Annotated in this window: 25 protein-coding genes and 1 pseudogene; 12 read left to right on the top strand and 14 right to left on the bottom strand. The window is 40.6% G+C overall.

Annotation, left to right across the window (positions count from 1 at the left end; translation table 11 throughout):
* Positions 1-3 precede the first annotated feature (3 nt).
* From arsB to PGR91_RS07240, 6 genes are all read left to right on the top strand, one after another.
* Positions 4-1,059, top strand: a complete 1,056-nt coding sequence (gene arsB, locus PGR91_RS07265) for an ACR3 family arsenite efflux transporter (RefSeq protein WP_118656043.1) — start codon at positions 4-6, stop codon at positions 1,057-1,059.
* Between the two features lie 114 nt (positions 1,060-1,173).
* Complete coding sequence (locus PGR91_RS07260; RefSeq protein ID WP_118656041.1) at positions 1,174-1,623, top strand: mercuric transporter MerT family protein; 450 nt, start codon at positions 1,174-1,176, stop codon at positions 1,621-1,623.
* 8 nt (positions 1,624-1,631) lie between these two features.
* Complete coding sequence (locus PGR91_RS07255) at positions 1,632-2,537, top strand: permease (protein ID WP_118656039.1); 906 nt, start codon at positions 1,632-1,634, stop codon at positions 2,535-2,537.
* 14 nt (positions 2,538-2,551) lie between these two features.
* Complete coding sequence (locus tag PGR91_RS07250; protein WP_118656037.1) at positions 2,552-2,740, top strand: hypothetical protein; 189 nt, start codon at positions 2,552-2,554, stop codon at positions 2,738-2,740.
* Between the two features lie 318 nt (positions 2,741-3,058).
* Positions 3,059-3,217: a 4Fe-4S cluster-binding domain-containing protein gene (locus tag PGR91_RS07245; RefSeq protein WP_147387377.1), complete on the top strand. Its 159-nt coding sequence runs from the start codon at positions 3,059-3,061 to the stop codon at positions 3,215-3,217.
* Between the two features lie 27 nt (positions 3,218-3,244).
* The gene (locus PGR91_RS07240) at positions 3,245-3,847 is read left to right on the top strand and encodes a radical SAM protein (protein ID WP_220452155.1); all 603 of its coding nucleotides are present in this window, start codon (positions 3,245-3,247) and stop codon (positions 3,845-3,847) included.
* A 74-nt stretch (positions 3,848-3,921) separates the two neighbouring features.
* On the opposite strand, the gene PGR91_RS07235 is transcribed toward PGR91_RS07240, so the two are convergent.
* Positions 3,922-4,668 (bottom strand): hypothetical protein, encoded by a 747-nt coding sequence (locus PGR91_RS07235; RefSeq protein ID WP_118656035.1) that lies wholly within the window; start codon positions 4,666-4,668, stop codon positions 3,922-3,924.
* Positions 4,669-4,717: 49 nt separating this feature from the next.
* A complete protein-coding gene (locus PGR91_RS07230; protein ID WP_118656033.1) occupies positions 4,718-5,521 on the bottom strand; it encodes a DUF2971 domain-containing protein in 804 nt (267 codons plus the stop codon).
* A 142-nt stretch (positions 5,522-5,663) separates the two neighbouring features.
* On the opposite strand from PGR91_RS07230, the gene PGR91_RS07225 reads away from it, so the two are divergent.
* Positions 5,664-6,818 (top strand): HEPN-associated N-terminal domain-containing protein, encoded by a 1,155-nt coding sequence (locus PGR91_RS07225; RefSeq protein WP_118656031.1) that lies wholly within the window; start codon positions 5,664-5,666, stop codon positions 6,816-6,818.
* 189 nt (positions 6,819-7,007) lie between these two features.
* Here PGR91_RS07225 and PGR91_RS07220 read toward each other — a convergent pair whose 3' ends face one another.
* From PGR91_RS07220 to PGR91_RS07210, 3 genes are all read right to left on the bottom strand, one after another.
* Positions 7,008-8,033: an LPD29 domain-containing protein gene (locus PGR91_RS07220; RefSeq protein ID WP_118656029.1), complete on the bottom strand. Its 1,026-nt coding sequence runs from the start codon at positions 8,031-8,033 to the stop codon at positions 7,008-7,010.
* A 75-nt stretch (positions 8,034-8,108) separates the two neighbouring features.
* The gene (locus PGR91_RS07215) at positions 8,109-10,139 is read right to left on the bottom strand and encodes a ParB/RepB/Spo0J family partition protein (RefSeq protein WP_182424225.1); all 2,031 of its coding nucleotides are present in this window, start codon (positions 10,137-10,139) and stop codon (positions 8,109-8,111) included.
* 58 nt (positions 10,140-10,197) lie between these two features.
* Positions 10,198-10,365 (bottom strand): hypothetical protein, encoded by a 168-nt coding sequence (locus PGR91_RS07210; protein WP_182424224.1) that lies wholly within the window; start codon positions 10,363-10,365, stop codon positions 10,198-10,200.
* 343 nt (positions 10,366-10,708) lie between these two features.
* Here PGR91_RS07210 and PGR91_RS07205 point away from each other — a divergent pair, with 343 nt between their 5' ends.
* Complete coding sequence (locus tag PGR91_RS07205; protein WP_118656025.1) at positions 10,709-11,602, top strand: hypothetical protein; 894 nt, start codon at positions 10,709-10,711, stop codon at positions 11,600-11,602.
* Between the two features lie 38 nt (positions 11,603-11,640).
* Here PGR91_RS07205 and PGR91_RS07200 read toward each other — a convergent pair whose 3' ends face one another.
* The 5 genes from PGR91_RS07200 to PGR91_RS07180 all read right to left on the bottom strand — a co-directional run bounded on the left by PGR91_RS07200 (position 11,641) and on the right by PGR91_RS07180 (position 14,832).
* Positions 11,641-11,976, bottom strand: a complete 336-nt coding sequence (locus tag PGR91_RS07200) for a hypothetical protein (RefSeq protein WP_118656023.1) — start codon at positions 11,974-11,976, stop codon at positions 11,641-11,643.
* A gap of 18 nt (positions 11,977-11,994) precedes the next feature.
* The gene (locus tag PGR91_RS07195) at positions 11,995-12,405 is read right to left on the bottom strand and encodes a helix-turn-helix domain-containing protein (RefSeq protein ID WP_118656021.1); all 411 of its coding nucleotides are present in this window, start codon (positions 12,403-12,405) and stop codon (positions 11,995-11,997) included.
* Positions 12,406-12,506: 101 nt separating this feature from the next.
* Positions 12,507-12,842 carry an RteC domain-containing protein gene (locus tag PGR91_RS07190; RefSeq protein WP_182424223.1) on the bottom strand — a complete coding sequence of 112 codons (336 nt, stop codon included), beginning with the start codon at positions 12,840-12,842 and terminating at the stop codon, positions 12,507-12,509.
* Positions 12,843-13,232: 390 nt separating this feature from the next.
* A complete protein-coding gene (locus PGR91_RS07185) occupies positions 13,233-13,550 on the bottom strand; it encodes a helix-turn-helix domain-containing protein (RefSeq protein ID WP_118656017.1) in 318 nt (105 codons plus the stop codon).
* A gap of 22 nt (positions 13,551-13,572) precedes the next feature.
* Positions 13,573-14,832 (bottom strand): tyrosine-type recombinase/integrase, encoded by a 1,260-nt coding sequence (locus PGR91_RS07180; RefSeq protein WP_118656015.1) that lies wholly within the window; start codon positions 14,830-14,832, stop codon positions 13,573-13,575.
* Between the two features lie 831 nt (positions 14,833-15,663).
* Between PGR91_RS07180 and PGR91_RS07175 the strand changes: the two genes are divergently transcribed.
* Positions 15,664-17,799, top strand: a complete 2,136-nt coding sequence (locus PGR91_RS07175; protein WP_118656013.1) for a KAP family P-loop NTPase fold protein — start codon at positions 15,664-15,666, stop codon at positions 17,797-17,799.
* Positions 17,800-18,137: 338 nt separating this feature from the next.
* On the opposite strand, the gene PGR91_RS07170 is transcribed toward PGR91_RS07175, so the two are convergent.
* Positions 18,138-18,605, bottom strand: coding sequence for a hypothetical protein (locus PGR91_RS07170; protein WP_118656011.1), 468 nt, complete (start codon positions 18,603-18,605; stop codon positions 18,138-18,140).
* A gap of 131 nt (positions 18,606-18,736) precedes the next feature.
* The gene (locus tag PGR91_RS07165; protein ID WP_118656009.1) at positions 18,737-19,342 is read right to left on the bottom strand and encodes an SLOG family protein; all 606 of its coding nucleotides are present in this window, start codon (positions 19,340-19,342) and stop codon (positions 18,737-18,739) included.
* A 1,420-nt stretch (positions 19,343-20,762) separates the two neighbouring features.
* Between PGR91_RS07165 and PGR91_RS07160 the strand changes: the two genes are divergently transcribed.
* The 3 genes from PGR91_RS07160 (at position 20,763) to PGR91_RS07150 (ending at position 22,175) form a co-directional block, all read left to right on the top strand.
* Complete coding sequence (locus PGR91_RS07160; protein ID WP_118656007.1) at positions 20,763-21,080, top strand: type II toxin-antitoxin system RelE/ParE family toxin; 318 nt, start codon at positions 20,763-20,765, stop codon at positions 21,078-21,080.
* A gap of 5 nt (positions 21,081-21,085) precedes the next feature.
* The gene (locus PGR91_RS07155) at positions 21,086-21,397 is read left to right on the top strand and encodes a HigA family addiction module antitoxin (RefSeq protein ID WP_118656005.1); all 312 of its coding nucleotides are present in this window, start codon (positions 21,086-21,088) and stop codon (positions 21,395-21,397) included.
* Between the two features lie 334 nt (positions 21,398-21,731).
* Positions 21,732-22,175 (top strand): hypothetical protein, encoded by a 444-nt coding sequence (locus PGR91_RS07150; RefSeq protein WP_118656003.1) that lies wholly within the window; start codon positions 21,732-21,734, stop codon positions 22,173-22,175.
* 200 nt (positions 22,176-22,375) lie between these two features.
* Here PGR91_RS07150 and PGR91_RS07145 read toward each other — a convergent pair.
* Together PGR91_RS07145 and PGR91_RS07140 are read right to left on the bottom strand one after the other, a co-directional pair.
* A pseudogene (locus PGR91_RS07145) lies at positions 22,376-22,592 on the bottom strand (KilA-N domain-containing protein); the annotation flags it as partial.
* Between the two features lie 15 nt (positions 22,593-22,607).
* A complete protein-coding gene (locus PGR91_RS07140; RefSeq protein ID WP_118656002.1) occupies positions 22,608-23,393 on the bottom strand; it encodes a toll/interleukin-1 receptor domain-containing protein in 786 nt (261 codons plus the stop codon).
* Between the last annotated feature and the right edge of the window lie 10 nt (positions 23,394-23,403).

The raw sequence follows: 23,403 nt of genomic DNA, 5'->3' as shown, positions 1-23,403 counted from the left end.
ATTATGAAAACTCAAAAAAATAAACAAGGTATTGGATTTTTCGAGCGTTACCTGACCTTATGGGTGGCGTTGTGTATCATGGCGGGAATCGGCGTCGGGCAATGGTTGCCCGGTGTTCCCGCCGCACTTGGCAAGTTTGAATATGCCAACGTGTCGATCCCCGTCGCTATTCTAATCTGGTTGATGATTTACCCGATGATGCTCAAAGTGGATTTTCAGAGCGTGAAGAATGTCGGAAAAAGGCCGCGAGGCATCATCGTAACGTGCGTGACCAACTGGCTTATTAAGCCGTTCACGATGTTCGGCATCGCATGGCTATTCTTCTATGTTATTTTTAAAGCTTTGATTCCCGAAGAGCTGGCGCATGAATACCTTGCCGGAGCGGTGCTGTTGGGGGCTGCACCCTGTACGGCGATGGTGTTCGTGTGGAGCTATCTCACCCGGGGCGATGCGGCCTATACGTTGGTACAGGTGGCGGTGAACGACCTGATTATCCTTGTCGCATTCGCTCCGATCGTGGCGCTGCTGCTCGGCGTGGGCGGGGTGTCGATTCCGTGGGACACGTTGCTGTTGTCGGTGGTGTTGTTCGTCGTCATTCCGCTGGGAGCGGGCGTATTGACCCGGATGGCGGTGGTCAAACGCAGGGGTATAGACTATTTCAACAACGTCTTTGTCAAAAAGTTCGACAACTGGACGATCGGCGGCCTGCTCCTTACGCTCATTATCCTCTTTTCGTTTCAAGGCGAAACGATTCTTAAAAACCCGCTGCATATCGCCCTGATCGCTGTCCCGCTGATCTTACAGACCGTGTTGATATTCTTTGTCGCGTATGGCTGGGCAAAGTGGTGGAAGCTACCTCACAATGTGGCAGCCCCTGCTGGAATGATCGGAGCGAGCAACTTCTTCGAGTTGTCGGTGGCGGTCGCCATATCGCTGTTCGGACTTCAGTCCGGCGCGGCATTGGCAACGGTGGTCGGGGTGCTTGTCGAAGTACCAGTGATGCTGTTGCTTGTACGGATTGCCAACTACACGCGGGGGTGGTTTCCGACAAAAATCTAACAGCACCTAATTTATTAATAGCGAAATCAGTAGCTATTAGTTTGAAGATATTGTTCGTGATTTTACGAAATAAAGGCAATCCAATGAACGTTTTATTAAAAACTAAAAATAATTATGAGTAAAAAAACAGTTATAGGAACTACCTCTGTCGGGTTATTTTCTTCAGTTCTTGCCTTTTTAGGCGTGGTTTCTTGCTGCGGGATGCCTATCGCGGCAGGAATACTTGCATGGCTCGGCATAGGGGCTTCACAGTTGAGCTTCTTCGCGGAATATCGCCCACTATTTATAGGAATCGCAATCGTCGCATTACTATTTGGCTTTTGGCAGGTCTATTTCAAGAAAAGGTCATCGTGCTGCGCTTCCGGGAGCGGTTGCTGCGAAACAGCGGAGAAAGAAGAAAAACCGAAATCACAGCTTGTTCAGAAGGTGTTTTTGTGGATCGGGGCAATCGTGGTAATCGCCATGCTTTTTATGGGGAACCAAGAAGCTAAAGCCCCCGAAGTGGCTCCGCCTGCACCTGTCGAACAAACTCAAGATCAACAACCGGGCTGCTGCCCTCAATAAATTATACGATGAATACGCTATTAGATACGCTTCAATACTTTGTATTGATAACCATCGAACTAATCGCACTCTTTCTGTTTATCAGTGCTTTGGTCGAAATTGTTTTGATGTATATTCCTGCCGATAAGATTCAGAAATATTTATCGGGAAAAGGGCTTTTGGGGAATGCGCTGGGAGCCGGGTTCGGTGCGTTGACGCCGTTCTGCGCCTGTTCGACAATTCCCATGACGGTCGGATTTCTCAATGCCGGAGTCCCCTTTGGATCAGTGATGTCGTTCCTGATCGCCTCACCGCTGCTCAATCCCATTATTATCGGAATGCTCGCCGCACTGGTTGGAATCAAAGCCGCCGTGATCTATTTTGTGATCGCTTTTGTCTGCTCCGTAGCTTTCGGAGTCATCCTGCAAAAAATCGGCGGACAAAAGTACGTGAAAAACGTCCGCGTAAAACCGGCATGCTGCGGTGGTGGTGAAGAGGTTGTCGATAAGCGGTCATTGCCGTTCAAAGCCAAACTGAAACTTGCATTTAAGGCCGCTTGGGACAGTCTTCGCCCGATTATGGGCTACCTGCTCATCGGAGTTGCGCTGGGTGCTGCCATCTATGGATATATGCCGGAGGATTTTGTCCTGAAAATAGCGGGCCCGGACAATCCCTTTGCCGTACCGGTTGCAGCGGTTTTAGGCGTACCGCTTTACATCCGTGCTGAAACCGCAATCCCGATCGGTATCGCACTGATGGGGAAAGGGATGAGTATCGGTGCGGTCATCGCCCTGATTATCGGCGGCGCGGGAATGGCGATTCCCGAAATGTCAATGCTCGCCAGCATCTTCAAGAAACGACTTGTAGCAATGATCGTAGCCACGATTTTCCTCACGGCGGTAATAGGTGGTTATCTGTTTAATATCTTATTGTAAATCAAACAAAAAAAATGGAAAAGAAAGAAGAAAAGAAAGGTTTTTGGGCATCGCTATTCTCGCCGAAGCCGAGTTGTTCTTGCTCGTGTGGCAGCACAGTCATTGAGGAAGTGAAACAAGAGGCACAGCCTGTTACCGATGAAAAGCAGGACGAAAAAACTGCAATAAAAAACGATACCCATTCCTGTGGATGCAATAAATGATCCGTTAGTTTGTGAAAGGATCATTAGACTTGTTGACCGGTCTTTGGGAAAAGAAGTAGATTCTACTCAACAGATACGGAAGTCAATACGATACAGAGGACGAAGCCGGATACCGGCTCCGTCCTCTTATTTTTATGTTTATTATATGAATTACAATGTCTAACTTAGAATTTCATGTGAAGTCATTTCTATTAATATTACTGAATATCACATGCTTAATAAATATTCTTCACATAACTTATTCCTTTACATAAAACGTATTATGCAAAGCTTCTCATAATTCCTTTGAACCCGAACAATTTTAAAACGATAAGCAGAATGGAATCACAGGAATTCAAATCTTTTTACAAAACCGTCAAAGGAAACGAAGGCGCAAAATGCAAGTACCCTACCCGGCTGGACTTATATGGCCGGGGATGCTCGCATAATTGCTCCTATTGCTATGCGCGTTCGCTGCTGGACTTCCGGGGCATGTGAAATGCCGATGCTCCGGCCGTCGCTTCGATGGAAAGGGTTGCAAAAACCGTCCGGCGTATCGCTCCGGGTTCTGTTGTCCGGCTCGGCGGGATGACCGACTGTTTTCAGCCTGCCGAAAGCAAATTTCGCGCGACCTACCGCACGATCCGGGAACTCAACCAACAAGGCGTGGAATACCTGATCGTTACGAAATCCCCGCTATTGGCGACGGACGAATACCTCGCCGTCATGGATCGACAACTGGCTCATATTCAAATTTCGATTAGCTGCACGTCCGACGCGCTGGCCCGGACTTACGAACGGGCCAGTCCGCCGTCGGCGCGGATTCGGGCCGTTGAAAAACTGCAACAAGCAGGATTCGACGTTTCGCTGCGGCTCTCTCCGTTCATCCCGCAATTCGTCGATCCGCCCCTGCTCGGTACGGTTCGCTGCGACAAAGTGTTGGTTGAATTCCTGCGGGTAAACGGATGGATCAGGCGGTGGTTCGATGTCGATTTATCGGAATATACATTGCATCAAAGCGGATACTTGCATTTATCGCTGGGACAGAAAATCGAATATCTGTCGAAACTGCCCCGTTTCGGGCAGCTTTCCGTCTGCGAGGATGTGACCGAACATTATCATTACTGAGCGCAAACAGTCAATCCGAATCCGAACGATTGCTGCAATCTGAGGCAAGGGTAAAATAAGACAGAAAAAGGAAGCTAATCGTTTTCTTTTTCTGTCTTAATTTCACTTACATATAACTTAAATACTTTTTTATAATAATCCTCTGATTTCTTTAAAAGGAAGTAATATTCAACAAAAGTTGTTTCAATACCATTACAAAATTTTTTATTCCCGTATTTATTATGCCGGTACATATATAATTGCAAATCCAAGGATATGAAAATCTGAGGTGATATGAATTGATTAAGAATATTGACAAATTCAACATCGAGATATTGCATCTGCTTTAATATTTTGTTCAGATATTCCTCTTTTCGATTTCTGTAATAGTCCAAATATTCGAGCCAATTAATATAATGAGTGCCATTAAAATCCATAATGGTAGATGGAGCAAGTGGATTTGTAGAAGAACACATTATTTCAATTTGCTCTTGTGTCATTTTTTTCGGATCAATATTTAGTCCTGCTTTTTTTACCATATCGGCAAAAATACTTTTACCGTCATTTATAATCATATTAAATAGGCCCCCTATATATCCATAAAGTAAAGATTTTTCTTTCTGCCTATTATAATGCACTACGAAAAAATAGAATACGAATGAAGATACATAAGCTATTGAAAGGGCATACCAGAAATTTCCTATCGCTACAAAAAAACTGTTGGGAGCCGGAATGTTTTTAAGCCACATATCCATTACAAATATGAACAGAATCGCAATAGCCAGAATGATCGACAAATCTTTTCTTAAAGTGCACACGTATAATTTGAACCAATGTTTCATAATTGTTTATTTTAGCAACAAACCGCTGATTTTTAAAATATAATTATCATCATCGAATTACATACGGGCGAACGGAACTCCAAATTGGAATATCAATATTCGGATTATGAAATTTCTTTTTTAACATCATTTCAAGAGACATTCTGGAGTATCCGAAATCGGCACATGGTCCAATTATAATACAGTCTATTGTTTCCAATGGAATATTTATTTCGGCATAAGGGACGATTAAACCACCTTTTTCTCTGAAATTGTAATCTACACATTGTTTGATGATACGCCACTCTTTTTCATCCGCATATGTTTCATCTTTGAAAATGCTTCTTTTTTCTAAGATTGATGGGTTTATTAAATAATTTTGATGGTTTAATTTTTCGTATTCGTCCTGAATCTCTTGTTCATTAAATTGTTTTATCAGTGTTCTTTTATCAAAATATTGTATTTGTTTTATTTTACAACCGTCTTTTTTTTCTTCGACTATCTGTTTTATGTCTTTTGCTTTAAATTTAATTGCCACACCTCGTCCATTGGCTCCGTATGCTCTCCACATGGATATATCATCCTCTTTTTCTGATAAAGATAAAACAAACATATCTCCGGCCATTTTCGCAACGGTATCATATATCTTTTTTAAAGCAAAAGATTTTATTGGTAAACTTTTTCGTTTTTCATACTGAATTATTGCATTTGACAGTGCCGAAATAAAGAAATTATACTCTGTGGGATCATTCATATATGAGATATGCGATGCCCAGAATTTGATGGAGTCGTCTTTATCTATGTTATTCAGCATCGCGAATAGTGCCGACATGGTAGTATAATGGTACAAATATTCCGGTTGTTCCTTTTCCATATTATATAAGTTTTATTGGGTATCACAAATATACGCAATTAAGTCACTCATAAATAAAAACAATCTGTCCATTGAAATAAAAACACGGATTTTGTATTTTTGTAAACAGCTTTAATTGAATCTTATATATAAAATTTAATCTATGAATTATTGGAAAGACAAAATATGTGAAGAAATGAGTCAGGGGTTTGACACCCCGCCTGACAAAATGGTTTCAGCAGGATTGTTCCCGTACTCTTTTATTAAAAATTATATCCGGAAGAATGGGAAAAGCGGTTTGTGCAGTTATACCGGAAAAAAATCAAATGTAGTCCATCTGAAAAAGATTGTTATTTTGATTAGGGATACAATTAACGACTATTACGGCGATCCGGATGACGAAGGTGTCGGATTTGATTCGGGATTTGAAGAGGATGCTCCCGGAATAACTTCTTATAATGGTTATATACTGTTTGGCGATCGGAAATTATTGACTGGTGAAGAACTTTTTTCAGCGGAAGAATTTTGGACGTATGACGATAAATTATCCGAAGATATTATTGAATGTTTTAAGTATTGCAGGTGGGTGTACCATGATCCATACGGGAATACCGAAAGCGAGGAAATGGAGTCGCAATGGCAAAAATTCTGTGGAAAGACAATGAAAGAGTCTGCGAACGGAATGAGTATTCAAGATATGGTAAAGAGTAACTTAAATGTATTAAGAAAAGTTGCTACCATCGTTAAAAGTAACAAAAAATTCCTGATTGATTCGTTGAATAAAGGCTGTTTGATATACCGCTGTGTAAAATATTCGACTCGTCTGAAAAAAATCTGTCTGAGTAAATTAGCATCCCCACCGGTACAATATGCAACTATTCCAAACCGTATGAGTCCTGCGGGGGTATCAATGTTTTACGGTTCAATGGATAAACAGACACCTCTTGATGAAGCGCAAAACGGAAGCGGAAATAAATATGCCTATTTAGGAGAATTCGAGTTTGTAAAAGAAATAAGGGTTTTAAATCTTGTGGATATTCCCCGGCGTCCTACTATTTTCGACAAAAGCGACTATTGGGGTATTCGTTTTTTGCACGAGTTTACGAAAGAAGTATCGAAACCTATTTCCAACAGGAACACTATGGAGTATGTTCCGACACAGGTAATGACTGAATTTTTCCGATACAATATAAAACCGTCCATAAATGGAATTGTATATATGAGCAGTAAGAATAGGACAAAATGCTGTGTTTTGTTTCTGGATAATGCACAATGCACTGATTATATGGCTCTAAAATCACATTCATTAACGATCTAAGCAATATAAATTCGTTCTACCGCGCAACCGCACGATAGAACGGATTTTATAGTAAAGACTGTATGGTTCAATGTGAATCAATGATATATAACATTTTGATTTCCCTATGTACAGCAGGGTTTAATTTTTCCTGTACATGATTAGTTATTTGATTGAAGAGGGCAACCCTTTCTGGGGTTGCCCGTATCGTTAAGCTGATTTATGCTTTTCTTTCCAAAGTCTTTCGGCTTCATCTGCCTGCCGATCTTCTTCCGTCAGTTTCTCGAAAGTTTCCGGTTTGAACCGGATAAATTCGATATAGCCGCCGTTATACCCGGTCGTGCGGGTTTCTATGCCTACGACATCGAGTTTTGCCATGCGTTTGCGAGCCGTCGCTTCACTTGCATAACTAAGCGGATAAAAATGTTTTTCTCCGTTTGAAGAATAGCGAATTACACCCAACAAAGTCTGCTGTCCGTGCCGTTGGGAATTGTAATTGCTGAATATGGCTTTCCCCATCGCTTGGCGGATTGCCTTGTTCGCCGGACCTTCGGGCCGTTTGAAAACAGGAACGGTTTGGCCGCCTGTTCGCCGGGATTTGGGAATAACGATCTTATACGGATGCGTACCACTACCGATATACAGACTTAGGTAGAAATTCGTATTGAAGTAGTCGGTCATTAGGTCGCTGTCATCGTAATTGTACGACATGATATAATCGGTAACGTTCTGCATCACTTCCTTAGCCCGGTCGGTCAAATCATCGTCACGTTCGATATAATAATGATTTACGGAACAATTGCAGGTAATTCCGGACGATTCTGTGAACGGGGCGAAATCTGCCACGAGTAATTGAATCGTGATACTGTCGTAATTGCGTACCCGTACTGAGAATTTATAACCGGGATAGGTTTCTTTTACCCATTTGCGGAAAAGGTCGGCGACTTCCGACGGGCGCTGCCCGTTGTAGTTCTTGCCCTGCCAGCGGTACTCGTTATATACGTGCGAAGTATATTCTTTTGCCGTCGCGCCGTTATAGTCGTTTTCGTAACCGTTGGCCACTTTCGGTTCTTCGTCCCGGCGTTTTTCCCAGATGCGGTACAGGGTTTCGAACTCGGCGTTGATTTCCTGCATGGCCTGTGTCGAACCGCCTTTATCGGGGTGGTTTGCTATTGCCAGTTTACGGTACTGCCGTTTCAGATCGGCAAAACTCATAATTGTTCCAAAGTATTTCATAATGATAATTTTAAAGATTAGACAAAAAGCAAAAGGGTGGATTTCTCCACCCTTTTACGGTTATCGGTAAATATGTCAAGCTGCCGGTCGGCTCCGGCGGCCGTGTTTCGATTTTTTCGTTTTTACCGGTTCGATCAGATCGTAAGGTTCGATGAACGGGCAATCGTCATCAGATTCGGGTAACTGTACATCCGGCGCGTCTTCCCTTTCAGGCTCCGGTTTCTCATCGGGTTCCGTGACCGGCTTTTCCGGCAATTCCGGTTGCAGGGGATTGTCCTGCGGTTCTTCCGGAACGACTACCGGAGCGTCCTCCGTCGGCGACGCCTGAGGCTGGTCTTCCTGCGGAACTTCAACGATTTCCGGGATCTCTTCGGATTCGACTTCCGTTTGTTCCGGTTCGTTCGCTTCCATTTCTTCGGCTTCCGTCGGCTTCGATGCTTTGAATTGCTCCAGTTCCATTTCCGCCCGCTGTTGTTTCGGATCGTATTTGGCGCTGTAAATCGCTTTGATTTCTTCCAGCTTTTCCGGATAGTGCAGGGCGGCAAATTCTTCAAAAAAGCCGTATCGCGGAGAATCTCGGTACACGTCGCTGAGATTGGAAATAATGAATACCCGCTGAATCCGGTTCTTTTGTTTGGCCGTCAGCCTATTTACGATAGCCAATAGCGCATCGTCGGGCATACTGAATTCTTCGATCCCTTTAAATCCGAGCAATTCCCGGTAACGCGGTTTTATCGCTTGGATCATGGCATAATAGCTGATCTTTTCCTCGACGCCGCAGATCGGAGTATTGGGTACTTTCTGTATGGAGAATATTTTCTTGGTATCTTCGATAATATGCTCCACTTTGATTTCTCCGAACCGTTTCGCTTTTTCTTCCAATTCCTGCTCTTTCGTTTTTGATCCGGCGTTCGGCTTCATTGCATCGAAAAGCAGGTTCTCATAACAGAAAACGACCTGTTTTTCTTTTACGACAATGTACGGTTTCAGCGTTTCCTCATTAACGCCCCATTCGATTTCTTCGGTCTGCTCTTTGTAGGCTTCCGAAAGTGTCTTGTACCGTTGCATATCCGATTCGTATTCTTCTATGTCTTTGAATTGATCGGCTTTCGGTTCCTCCGGTCTGTCCATCGGGTAAATAAACCGGTTGGAATAATAATCTACTTCGGTAATCTCATAACCGACACTTAGCAGATAATTGACCGCTTCAGTGTTATGATTGTATTTCATTACGCCGATTTCGTAATTTTTTGCCGCCCACTCTACCGCCGTGTTTATTACATAGGTCGTATTCTTATCTTGCAGGCAGCTTTTATTCAGACATCGTGCACAGTCCGTATCGCACCGGAACAGTAGTTGAGAAAGTGTGTTTTGGGGACAAGTTTCACATTCAGATTTATCGAAATAGAAATCGTCCAGCTTCGTAGTGTAAGCGTCGCGCAATTGCTTTGCGAAATCGGCCGTTTTCAGCGGCCGCCACGATCCCCGCAGGCAATTCTCTTTCAAATGTTCGTCGTAAACTTCCTGCTGTACTTCCGATTCGTATTTGCACAGCTCCAACGCCATCGAGACGGTAATGCTTTCCTCGTCGAGCAAGGCGCGGAGTTCGGAAATCAAATCGAGCAGTTTCAGTCGGTTTTGTATATACGCCTTACTGAATCCGAATACTGCGGCGGCAGCCGCAATATCCCGGTCCGAAAGTTCCAGATAATCTTTTATCGCCTGTGCTTCTTCGCAGATCGTCATATTTTTCCGCTGGGTGTTTTCCGTTATGGCGATCGCTTTTGCCGTCAAATCGGAAACATTGGCTACAAAACACGGAATCGTCTGTTTTTCGGCCATGACCGAAGCATGGTAGCGACATTCGCCGCAAATGATTTCGAACGTATCGGCTACGACGGATTCCCCGTCCTGTTCCGATTTTCGCGGCCGGACGAGGATCGGGTTGATAATTCCGACGGATCGGATGCTGTCGGCCAGTCCCAGCAAATAATCTTCGTCGAATTGTTTTCTCGGATTGTTCGGATTCGGTCTGATCCGGGACAGTTCCACATGCTGAACGTTCAGATCGGCGGTAATCACCTCGACCATTTTTTCTGCGTTCATCGTTTCGTTTGTTTTCGCACTTTCTTTTTTAGTCTTCATAACTTTAAAATTTATTGGTTTATAATGGCTTAATTGGTTTTTGGACTTCATCTGCCCGTTCGGACACTTTCCGAAGTCCGGATTTAACTTTTTCGATCATTCGCTTTTCTTCCGCTGAAGGATTGATTGTTTGTTCGAAATCCGCGATTGCTTTCAGCAGTTCATTTACAATCTGTTTTATATCCATAGGCATAAAGTTTTAAGCCGCGAATAATATTCTCGGCGATTAATAATTTGATTATTAGAAAATTGAATTTCTTTTGAGAAAACTATTTATTCTTTCTCTATCGACTTGTTTATGGTTTCGTGTTAGAAACCCGGTGCGAGCGGTTCCGGCTTCAAAATTTTGTCGAAAAAATCTACCCGACCGCAGGGAGCGGTCAGATTTTTTCTATACAAAATTTTGAGAGGAAATGAGCGAGTACCGACATTTACACGATACCAAAACAGATATGTATTCTTAGGATGAGGGATTTGAAATTGTCTGATAATTGGGTAATTTAGACGGATAAAATGTAATATGAAAAATTATGGAAGCAACTATTTTGTATGGGAACGGTTTGAATTTAATATCTCAACCACAAAAAACATGGACAAAACTTCTTAAAGAATTATTTGATAAATATGGTAATGATTTGATTCCCGACCACAAACCTTATCCGATGGTCTACGAAGAACTGTTTTTAAGAAATGAACTTTTAAAATTAGAAGACGAAAAAGAGGTTAAAAGTGAAGTGGTAAAATTTGTTAAACAAAATAAAATCAATGAATTTTATAAAATGTTATCGGAGTTCGGACTTCAAAATTATCTTACGACCAATTATGATTTTACGCTGGAAGAACAGTTTAAGAAAGATGGATATGCATGGAAATACAACGGGAAAGAAACTAAGTACAGCATTTTTACTTACATGGAAATAGAGGGTACAAATACCAAAATTTGGCACATTCATGGAAATGCAATAAAAGAAAATACGATTCAACTTGGATTCGATCAATATTGTGCGGCCACACGTAAAGTAATAGCTTATACGATCGGGGAATTGGAGTTTGAAAATCAAAAAATTAATAGAATTACTAATAAATTGAAAAAGGATCAGTACGATACTCTTTCATGGATAGAATTATTTTTCACAACGGATATTCATATTATCGGGTTAAGTATGGATTACTCCGAAACGGACTTATGGTGGTTACTGGAACGGCGAGCACGTTATATCAAAGGAAAATCTGTAAATAGCAATAATATATATTATTACGATATACTGAGTCAAGATTCTAAAAGTAAAGAACAGCTATTGACTGCTTTTGGTGTCGAATACCTCCCCTTTAAAAATGAGAATAAAGAGGATTGGCGTGATGTCTATAAAACTATATTTGAGAAACTTAAAACAAATATTAAGGAAAGGCATCCTGATATGTAATCAATAAAAAAGACTGCTTATGCAGTCTTTTTTATTGATTAGGCATTGTTTACCGTCGGAATTTTGGCGATTGTCCTTAGAATTTTTCTGCGTCTGATTTTTTCAGCTAATAATGCCACATCGTATGCACTATACAAGAAAGTCTGATCCGTCAGCCGAACCGATTTTATCCATTTTCGTTTCCGACATTCATCCAACTGAAGGGATTTGATATGCAAAATTTCGCATACCTCGTTGGCGGATAAAGTAATAAATGCTTTCTTCTGTTGGGCTACATATTCCAAAATCAGGATCATGTACATAGCCCGGTAATTCTTTTTAATCAGTTGAACGACCGTTTCGCGTTCGACCAATACATACTCTTTCTTTTCCATAATGTAAGTTTTATAAGATTAAAAATCGTCGGTTTCATCATCGAAACCCTCCGGATCGTTGTCTATATCGAAATCGTCGAGATCGACAGTTTCTGACGGAATTTGCCGGATACCGTCTTTTGGTCTGTTCCGCACCCAGCCATCGGAATCTTTCACACGTTTTTTTATAAAATCCAATACTTCCGATTTACGGTATAATCGGCGGCCATCGAGTTGGAACCCGATCAATTTTCCCTGTTCCCGATACCGCCGCACCTGCCGTTCACTCATTTTAGTGATTTCGCACACTTCGTTAAAGTCGAGAAATACATCATCGGCAGATTCCGGATGAGGATTATCTTTAATCTCGTTACGAATCGTTTGCAGTTCGTCCATGATCCGATCCAGCAGCGATTTAATCGTTATAAACATATCTTCGATTCTTTGCATGGAACTATCGTTTTATTCGAAAGCAAAGGTGGAGTAACGGCAAAAGAAAAGCGGATAAGTTACCCGGTAACTTACCCGCTTTTTTTTACAAATTATTGCGCTCAACCATCTAATTCATCCATTCTATTTGTCAGCATATCAAGCAATTTATTAATAAATGAAGTGCGTTCTTTCTTACGCGAACGTGCTTTAGAAAACCTTTGGTAAACACCATCGAGTTTAATATGAAAGAATTGTTCGAAGCAAACGGCGATCTCTTTAATGGGAATGTCGCCGTTATTTAAAGATTGAGAGAGAAAAAGAGCGTAGATTAATTCGGCAAGGTCGATAGCCGATCCACTCCATTTAAGGGGGGATGAAAAATGGTTGGAAGGACCTATATAAATTTGACGTGTATCTCGAATCAACGCCGCCGTAATATCTTCTTCGATTGACAAAAGCAGTAATAGGTAATCAGCATGTTTAGGCGGTGTTTTTTTTTACCAACATTGATATGTTGGTCTTGATCTGCCGGATGGTTCGCAGTCGTTTTGCAAGATTAAATTCCTGACTGTAAAACTCTTTAATCCATGAATTAAACGTTTTCAAAACTACGGTAAGTCCTAATTGAGTTAGTTTCTCATCATACTCACACGATGATTCGCATTCCAAAATAAATTCTTTCATAGCATTTTAAATTAGAAGTGAATAATAAGTTGGGATATTTGTAGCGTATGACTAAAGAACCTAAATTGACACATCTAAATTAATCATATATACGTGGTTATTAGCAATAATAGATGAAAAAGCAACGAAAAACCGATGCCTTTCGTTGCTTTTGTCAGTGTTTATTCTTCTTTTAGTTTTCGGATTCCCAGCTTTACGATCTCCGGTCGGTCCTTTTTCATCCATAGTTGCAATTCCTCCGGATCGAATCGGATGGATCGCCCAACTTTATGAAACGGGATCTTATTCTTGTTTACAAGATTGTAAAGCGTACCAATGCTAAAACAGGTTATTAGACTGGCTTCTTCGATTTTCACAAATTTTGCCCAAGTGTATGGTAAGGCTGGTTTTGAAAATTCTGAGGAATACGGTTTTTCTTTTAAAACTTCTCGCATCCATTCTTTGAAATACTTTTCAAAGGATTTGATAAATTCGTCCATGACTTAAATCTTAGTTAAAATATTATTCGGCAATTTTTGTTAGCATTGCCGCGATTTCCATTTTATCGTCCCGTCTGAATCCATCGAGATAACTTTCAGTAGTTTTTAGCGAGGTATGACCTAAACTTTCTGAGATAAAAGCAATATTCACTCCCTTTCTCATTAAAGTAGTGGCGTAGGTATGCCGGGCAACGTAGGTAGTCAGGCTCACATGAATATCTACCTTTTTCCCGATTTCTTTCATACGTTCGTTAATTACGTGAGTGTACAATTTTCCAAGTTCGTAATTCCGTTCGTCGGATTCAGTCTTCTTGTATATTCCGAAGATGTAATTGTCTAAACTCTTATCTTCATTCCCCCAAAAGTCGATGATGTCCTGCACGGGTTTCGTTATGAATACTTGGATCGGTACATGTGTTCTACGAGTACGAATAGTTTTCTGACGATAAAAGACAATAAAACCATTTTGTAAATTAGCATATTTCAGGTTATAAATATCTTTCATATTCATACCGCAGCAATAAAAACTAAACAACCACAAATCACGCGCTTTCGCCTCCGATTCAAATTCAGGTTTATAATTTATTATCGCTTTCAATCCGTCAAGATCAAGTGCACTATTTACCTTTTTAGTTTCTGGAATTTCGTATTTTCGTTTCCGCGCAGAACCAAACGGATATTGATCGGCAGACATTATTTCGTCTGCAATAGCCTCGTTGACAATGGCCCGTAGATAACGCATGTACATTGCAATAGTCGTTGTAGACCTATTTTGTTGAAGCATAAACCGTTCATATCCTTTCAAGAAATTAACAGTCACATCAGAAAAATTCAATCTATTTTTGTACTTCATTAACGAAACAAGCGCATTCTTGTAAGATTTCGCAGTACCGAAACGGTGCTCCTGCATGAGTTCATTCGACCTCCTGCGAAAAGCATCATAAACATTTTGCTTGTCTTTAAAAGGTTTGGCCTCAATACCTAAATACAATCTGTCGAAACCTTCAAAAGAAAAATTAGCACCGAGCGTTTTGATAATTTTATTTGCTTTATTTTGGATTTCAGTGATACCGAGTCGTATTTCTTTCAAATTTTCATCATATAAATGCTTTGCATTTATTTTCTTCCATTCGATTTCGGTACATAAATATCTTGTAGAATATCTTTTAATTGTGGAATGAAAATAGATTTCAAGCCTAATCGGATATTTGTTTGATTTTTTGAGCAATCTACGTTTGTCCAACCTTAGTGTGGCCGTTACATATTTATTAATTGTTTCCATCGTTTCAGTAAGATTTTATTGGATTCAAACAAGACTTAACAACACAATATCGCAAACACAATAGTTTACAATACAAGCTATTATACTTATTATAAAACGAATTAGGAGATTGTTTTAGTTTAAAACAAGGGTTCGAAAATGAACCATAAAGTCGAATCCAAAGAATCTTTAAAATGTGCCTAATTATAGGCTTATCAGCGGATTGTTTCAACAGACAGTAAAGTACTGATAATGTGCAATCATACGGAGTCTGAAGAACCTTTAAAATGTGCCTAAAAAAGTGCCTAATGGCTCCGTAAAAAGGAGTACAAAGTTGTGAAACCGAAAAACTAATTTCTATCATAATAATCTGTTTTTTAACCATTTAACAAATTTATGATGAATGATAAAAAAGACTTTAGGCCACTGTTAATCAGGGGGTCCTAGGTTCAAGTCCTAGTTGAGGAGCCAGAAAATCAAGAGGTTACGATGAAAATCGCAACCCCTTTTCTTTTTGGTGCACACAATTTGCACACAACTTACAAAAACGCCTTACATAAAATTTGTAAAGCGTTTTTAAATTTATTTTGCAGGCTTATTGATCTCAATTCATTAACTCACGGCCAATTAAAGGTTTTCCCTTAGGGAGATTGTATAGTGCGGTAAATTAACCATCATTTTCAAATGCAAGTATATTAGTATTGTAACCTACTAATATTTGACCGTTTCAATCTATAAAACGAGGTGTAAAAAATAACGAGATTGTATTTTGATAAATACTTGATTTTACGTGTGTATTTTTTTACGGACTATATCATATCTTTGTATTAACATACATAAGTATAAGCAACTATGAATCCCAATTTATCATTTAACATTTCAGAAGATTCTCCTATAACAACAGCAAAAGATGACGTATTCGGACGTAAACGAATTGTTGACGCAGTTGTACAGACTATTATCAATAAATCTCAATCGAAACATACTTGTTTTACGATTGGAATATACGGAAAATGGGGAGACGGTAAAACATCGACTCTTAACCTCATTTCTGAACAGTTAAACCAACAAGAAAATATAATTATTTCTTGTTTCAACCCATGGTTATTTAAAGATCAAGAATCCTTACTATTAGATTTCTTCAATTCGATAGACGGCAAAAATATAAGTCAAGATTTTGTAAAGGGATTAAAAAAATATGCCCCAATTGTATCTTTAGGACTTTCGGGATTAGTCAATATTTTCGCTCCGGGCGCAGGAACAATGATGGAGAAAGGTGTTACAACATTTATAGACAAACTTCCTGATTTAAAAGAAAATGTTAATTCAAGAAAGAAACAGCTAAGTGAAGAGATTGTAAAATCTCAGAAACATTTAGTAATTATAATTGATGACGTTGATCGACTTGATAAGAGTGAAATACATGCACTATTCAAATTGATTAAACAAACGGCTAGTTTCGACAATACCATTTTTATTATCGCTATGGATAAAGAAATGGTTGCGAAAGCACTATGTTCATTTTATGAAAACGGAGACATTCAAGCTGGACATAATTTCATAGAAAAGATCATCCAAGCACAGTTGTACCTCCCAAAAATCTCGCAAGGTCAGTTGTTACAATATTTTACCTTAAAATTCAAAGCAATATTGTCCAATCTGCCAAATACAGATTTAATTGACGAGCGGGAAATATTAGAAGCTCAATACAACATTCATAAATATGCATTACCTTTATTTGAAACTGCCAGACAAATAATTCAATACATTAATGTCTTGTCATTCTCGTTGCCACTACTATATACCGAAGTTAACATCTCGGATTTATGCTTATTAGAAGCGCTAAAAATTGTCAGTCCCGAAGCATATAAAACAATACGAAACAACAAAGCAAGAATTTTAGGTCAAATGCCTGATAGTGTCTATATGTTAGTTCGCTTTGCTTCTGATCAAGAAAGAAAAGAGGCCGCAGAGAAAGAAAAACAGGATTTCATAGAAATGTTAACAATAAATACTCCGCATCATTACCAATATGAGTTACATTATCTACTTGGAAAAATTCTTCCTTCATATTTTTATTCTTCCACAGTTCCTACATTAGAATATGACTCATCCAAAAGATTATGCTCTGAAAGATATTTTGAAAAGTATTTTATATACGACACTCCTTCGAACATTATTTCTGAAGACAATATTGATGTTTTAACCAACGAAATCAAAACATCAATTGATGCAAAGCGCCTAAATAGTACGTTCGATTACTATATCCAGAAGTATTCCATAGATGAATTTACCCGTGTATTACAATTGATTCTCTATAAAAGAACTTTACAAAAAGAAAATATCGGCAAACTATGTGTTGCTTTATCATTATTAAAAAGCAATAGCTCCCGTACTAGATTCACGGAAACAGATCATGCCAAACAATGGGAGCTTTTTATTGTAGACACGCTCAATATCCATATAAATAATTATGACAACGAAGGTTCGCCTATCAAAGACTTCGATACGATCCTTACGACTTTACAGGAAATCACTAAATATTCTCCAGCTTTATTTAGTCTGTTTGTTGTTGTCGAATTTTTAAGAAAAGGATTTGCCGGTTATGGAAACGAAGACAGATTAAACGAAATTGTCATGGTTGCTATAAAACGATTCATTAAAGAAAAATCTGAAACCGCTTTATTTGATTTAGGGCAAATCTGCATACTCGAATTATTTCCCGTGTGGCAAAAAGCAAACCAACAGGAATATCAAGATTTTATACGTCGACATATCCCCAAAGATGATTTCAATATCGCAAAATTAATTAATACATTAATTTACAATGGCGAATCTAAATACTACGAACCATTCTGTAAGTTGTTTGATAAAAAACTAGTTTACGAAAAGTTACAAAAAGAAATAGAACGTGTTCCAACATTAAGAAGGAAAGAAAAAAACATAGAAACATTTATGTCCATATATGAATCGGAACAACAACGCTAATCTTTAACTAATCATTTTTCTTTTTTTACCTTTCGTATCTGCAATCTGTCCGCATTTTCTGTGAAGTCTGATTTTTTTGTGATTATTTTTCGTTCACTGTGGCCCGATATAGTTACAGAATCATGTAGCGGTAAATAAAAAAGCCGGTCGGATCGCTCCGTCCGGCTTGGGCCGTCGCCGTTTTCATTAATTATCAGGTTAGAGGGTAAACGGTTCGGGCTATGATGAAAAGGTAGTAGGTTCAAAAAAGGGGAAAGGGTATCCCGGTACGTCCCGTTCCCCTGCCGTTTTGTCCGGAATTGGAAAGTAAGCCTGATTACCGCACGGACAAATCGGCTTTATTTCTGTAAAATGCCGAATCTTCGGGCGGCTTCTCTTAACAGCGGAAGCATTTCGGGCAGGGCTTTGAAATGCAGGATAGGAAACGACAGGAAATAAAACCGCTTTTTATTCATTTCCACGATATAATGCAACGCTTCCTGAAACGGAAAGAAATCTTCGACGACCTTCTCGTAGGGCGTACTGTACGAATCATCGTTGAGCATCGCGGCGTAAATCTGGTCGTGATAACCGTAGGCGCACGAATAAACGGCGAACGGCAGAGTGCTGTCCGGATCAGCCTTCCCGTCGGCCATGTCGGAGAGTAATTGCTGCGGATCGGGCGCGACCCATGCTTCCAACACCTCGTCGGGAATTAAATTGTACCCGACGGTTGTAACGTCGTGGTTCCGGAAAAAGTCGAGGCTCCACCTGAAATTGGCGGCGGCGACCGGCGAACCTTTGAATTGTGGATTTTTCGTTTTCATAATTATTTAAATAAAATGGTTAATAAAAAAAGCGCAAACCGTATTGCCTTCAGCATCCAAGGCAACGCCAATCGCCTGCGCAGCAAAGACAAGTTCGGTTCGTGCCCTGTTATAAACACAATACATCACTTTTATTTTATCTTCATTATCTCCGTAATCAGTCTGTCGTCCGCTTTGTTGTTATACTCCGGTGCGTCGTCGCACAGATTCAGTACCGTCATATCCCGCTTACGGGCTAAGTCCACCGTGTAGGCCGTGCCGCCGGGCTGCCCATCGTAGTAACACACCAGCGCAGACGCATGATCGAGCATCGCCCGGTTGCGCTCATGGAAACACGAACGAGTAAAGTTTTGATGCAGGCACACCCGACAGTCCGCTGCGGCCAGCACTGCGGAATGAAGCTCTTTAAACTCGTAGGGAAAACCTTGCGCCTGCCCCCGGAACGGCACCACGGCGATCAGCCGCAGGTCGGTCAGTTGTTTTTTCAGCGACAGCACCGCCAACCCCGCCCACAGGTCGAAGCCCGTAGCCATGCCGCAGAGGAAAGTATCGTACCCCTGATCGTGCAGCAGCAGTACTGCGCTTGCCGTGCGCCGGACAATGCGTTCGCGGACGGACGTGTAATCGGCATCCGTTTCCGTCAGTTTGATTTTCTCCTTTCGGTAGCCTGAAAAAGCTGCCGCACGCGACGGATCGATGTCGCTCAGGATTTGCAGGTTGTCATATTCGATTCTCATAGCGGTGGGTAAGAATAAGAAAAGGCCGATCAGGGCGTGTCCGGCCTATATCGGTGTAGAGAAAAATTGTATTGGAAAGGGAGTGCGACGGCACGGGATTGCCCGGCCTGCCGCCCCCACAGGAACAGGCGAACGCCGCGCACTCCCTTAGTTTTCGGTTTGGAAATACGGGGCTTTCCCGAACGCTCGGATCGGAATACGCCGCGCATGGCCGGAGTTCTCCGGCTGCGGATAAATGACAGGGTTTCGATTTTGGCCGTAACATAGTAACCGGGATAGAAGTTGATACTTCATTCGATTTCCCGGCGTCCGGCCCGTTGCGGTAAGGCAATAAAAAAGGGCGAGGACGCTTGGACAATCCCTTTGGGTCGGCCTTACGATGCCTTCTCCGGTAATCATCCTTACGCCCAAGCCCGCCCCGACAGCACGTGCCGGGGCATAGCTCAGGTTTCAGACAATTTTACGCCGGACTAAACCTGTTATATCGCTATAACAGTTCGTAAGTTTACCCAAAGGCATAAAGGTGTCTTAACCTTTACAATATGTTACGATCTAAACCGTATTGTGACCACACAAAGATAGCATAACTTTATAATTTTTAAAGTTTCCTATCCGTCGAAAAAAAGAACGTGAGCATCATTGTGACAAATACCACCCTAAGGCTCTGGTAAACCTACTGAGAATATAAGCACAAGATGCCCACGCCTATGCGTGGAATCAAAATCGGATGCCCCGCATTAGGCGTAGGCCAATGCGTGAGGGCTTTTCTTGTGCTTCGTCTCTCAAAATGTACCAGATTTTAAGGGCGGACAAAGCCAACAACCCACCTATTTCGGCGAATCATTGTTCAAATATACGAAACAAATCGCAATGAACAACAACCGAGTATTCCGATTTTGTGTCTTTTTAAGAACTATTTTGCTTTTTCCGCGATTTCGGGCATTTTTCTGATTCGCAATTTGTTTGCATCAAATCGGACCGGAAAGGAAATGTCCCGTTTTGGATAAAGCCAGCCAGTCTCCCGGACCAAACGTAGGGCGCGGGATTTAGCAGTTTTGTATGTAAGATGTGGGAAAGGGCACGGGCCGAAACAGTCCATGCCGGGTGAGGGAATGGACTATTTGCTACGGTTCATGCGCCTATCGGCACACCTGTCACTATCTGCAATAGTCTCCATAATCAATCAAGTTTGACGATAATATAACGGCCCAAACATACGGATTATTTTGGAATCCGCAAGGGCTGCCGCTTTAATTTCTCAGAATCAGAATATTGCAGTAGTAATTTTTTACAATGATCTTTTTCAGGAAATCGAACCTTTAAAGATTCCTTACAAATTCATCGAAGCACTAAGGAAATCACTTTTTTAGTGAATATTCGATAATAAGCATTATATTTGTTACGTTAAACAAATGACAGGATGCTGATAAAATTTAGTCAGGAGTATTTGGAAGAAATCTATGCTACGGGTAAATGTTCGGATAAAAAACACCGGTTCCAACCGGGAGTGATTAAAAATTATATTCGTCGGGTAGATACGCTTCGTGATGCGGAAAATGTGGAACAACTATTTCCGCTCAACTCGTTAAACTATAAAACCCTCGAAGGGGATAAACAAGGAATTTCATCCGTGCGGATAAACGATCAGTACCGATTGGAATTTACTATCGACCAAGAGGGTAAAGAACCGATAATCGTTATTTGTATTTTACTTGACATTACGAACCATTATAAATAACAGCCATGAACGAATTGACAGCATATATTCCCACCCATCCGGGGGCGGTTATTAAAGAAGAATTGGAATACCGGCAGATTTCACAAAAGAAATTCGCCGAATTAGTAAGTATGCCCTATTCTATGTTGAATGAAATACTGAATGGCAAACGACCGGTTTCCGCCGAATTTGCCCTGAGTGTCGAAGCTGCATTAGGAATCAGTGCCGATTTGTTGGGCCGGATGCAAACCCGCTACAACTTTACCCTCGCCCGTAAAGATCAAAAAACGCTTGCCCGTCTGGACGCAATTCGGAATATTTGCGCGTCGCTACTTTAAAATTGTACGGATCGTTGGTTTGCGTACTTGCGAACCGCAAAACATAAACAGGGGATTTACCGAAAGTAAATCCCCTGTTCCGTACATAAGTACGTCCCCTCTCACAAATAACACCCGCCTTTTTTTATCATCTTCCAAAATACAAAGATAACAACGTTAGTTCGGGCAACATATTTTTTGACACTTATTTTAAAACAGTTCAATCTTGCCATTCTTTTAATTGATTGAATTAGACAAAGAAAAGATACACAAATTATTCCGTCAGAAATTTGTTTTTTGTGCCGAATGGTTTTTCCTTTGCGGAAAACGTAATATATTAACTATTTACATTATTATGAACACTTCATTCGAGATCGGGGATATAGTCAAACTCGTCAATCCCCAAAAAATAGACAAATCATTCATTTTCAATGAAAATGTATTTAAAATTGCTGCTGTAAATCCGGATAGATTCAATTTGTCCGGGTTGAAACAAGCCGTAACGACAGAAGATATTCTTCCGATAAAAATCGACGGGATAGAAGACCGTATTATTTATTATAGACCGATCATTGCCGGATCGACTGTTCTTCCCGGTCAACCTGTCCCGGTTCACACTACGGATTACACGTATTATCTCGATGCCTTTGCTAAAGTAAAATTAGAAAATTCCGATAAAACGCTTCAGGATTTGGTACGCGAACAGGACTTTGAATACGTGCATGAAATTCAGCATTTCTTACGCCGGAGATACCATAATGACGAGCTGAAAATCAATTATAGCATAGCCACCCAATAAGGGGGGTGATCTATGATTACTCGTCGTTTTCCGGTATGACGATCCCGGATTCGTCGATCAGGTTGTCGGGATTTTTATCGAGGTAGTTCTGGCTCGATACGACGCTGTGCTCTGGGCTGGAGTAAGCTGCGGCGGTACAAGATGCTGTTTCACGGCGTCGGTATGGATATGATACCGATAGCCCCGGTTGCATTAACCTATTTCTGAGGCGAAAGCGTAAAAGCATTTAACCCGGCTTGCTTTTTAAACCCCTCGAATTCGAGGGATTTAAAACCGGGGTTATATAAACTTTCCCATATCCCTAAATATTCAATAATTTTCGGTTTCGTAACCAGTTTCGGATCACGATAGCCGATTCATTCGACTTATATTGGCTATATCTGTCAATGAAATACAATCAGCGTCTCCGGCATGAATTACCGTAACGTTGTCTTATTCCTTCCTACCATTAATTATTGGAATAGGATAATACATACCTTGAGATTTTTCATGCATAACAATTTCAATATCAAAAGGAGTATTATTCTTAGACTTAAACTCAACAATAAAAGGAAACCCCGGCACTGTTCCGTTTGGAATACTTCGCATGATCACATTCGTTTTATAGCCATTTTCCAATCGGAAATCATTCATTTCATTAGTTCTGTATAATGTTGCTTTTCGAATGTGAGCAGAAATGGAATTTACATTCTGTTGTGTGCAAAACAAAAACGACGAAATAGGTTCAAAAAAATGTTCTGCATGACATTCCACGACTAACTTATCGCCGTCTCTGTATTTGTAGGCCACCATATTTGAGAACATTTTTAGAGGTTCTCGATAAGTATTATTTCCGTTAACGACATCAACAATTTGTCTCACGGCAACATCTAATCCATGAGAGAACAAATCTATATACAGAGACTGAGTTAATAAAGCGGGCATTAGGGAGTTGTCCATTCTGATAGGAATGAACTGGATTCTGTTCTGTGCAGCTTTGAACAAGGCATTTTGCCACTCCAGTTTAACCATATTGCTTTTTAAACTATTACCAGAAACAAAAAAGAAAAAGTATCTACAATTGGTCAATCCCTCATCCATTTTGTCAACTATCCCTTCCCCGGGCTGAATTGACCATGAATCATAAAATACTTTATCTTGTCCGTAAATGTTTTTTAATTTTAGTGCAACCTGTTCTACAACAGGCTTGTCATTTGAATTGTGAGATAAGAAAATCATTTTTATAAAA

Origin of the sequence: Candidatus Alistipes pullistercoris (assembly GCF_027665465.1) — a bacterium.
GTDB classification, from domain to species: domain Bacteria; phylum Bacteroidota; class Bacteroidia; order Bacteroidales; family Rikenellaceae; genus Alistipes_A; species Alistipes_A hominis.
This window is presented reverse-complemented; position numbering and strand designations above follow the sequence as displayed.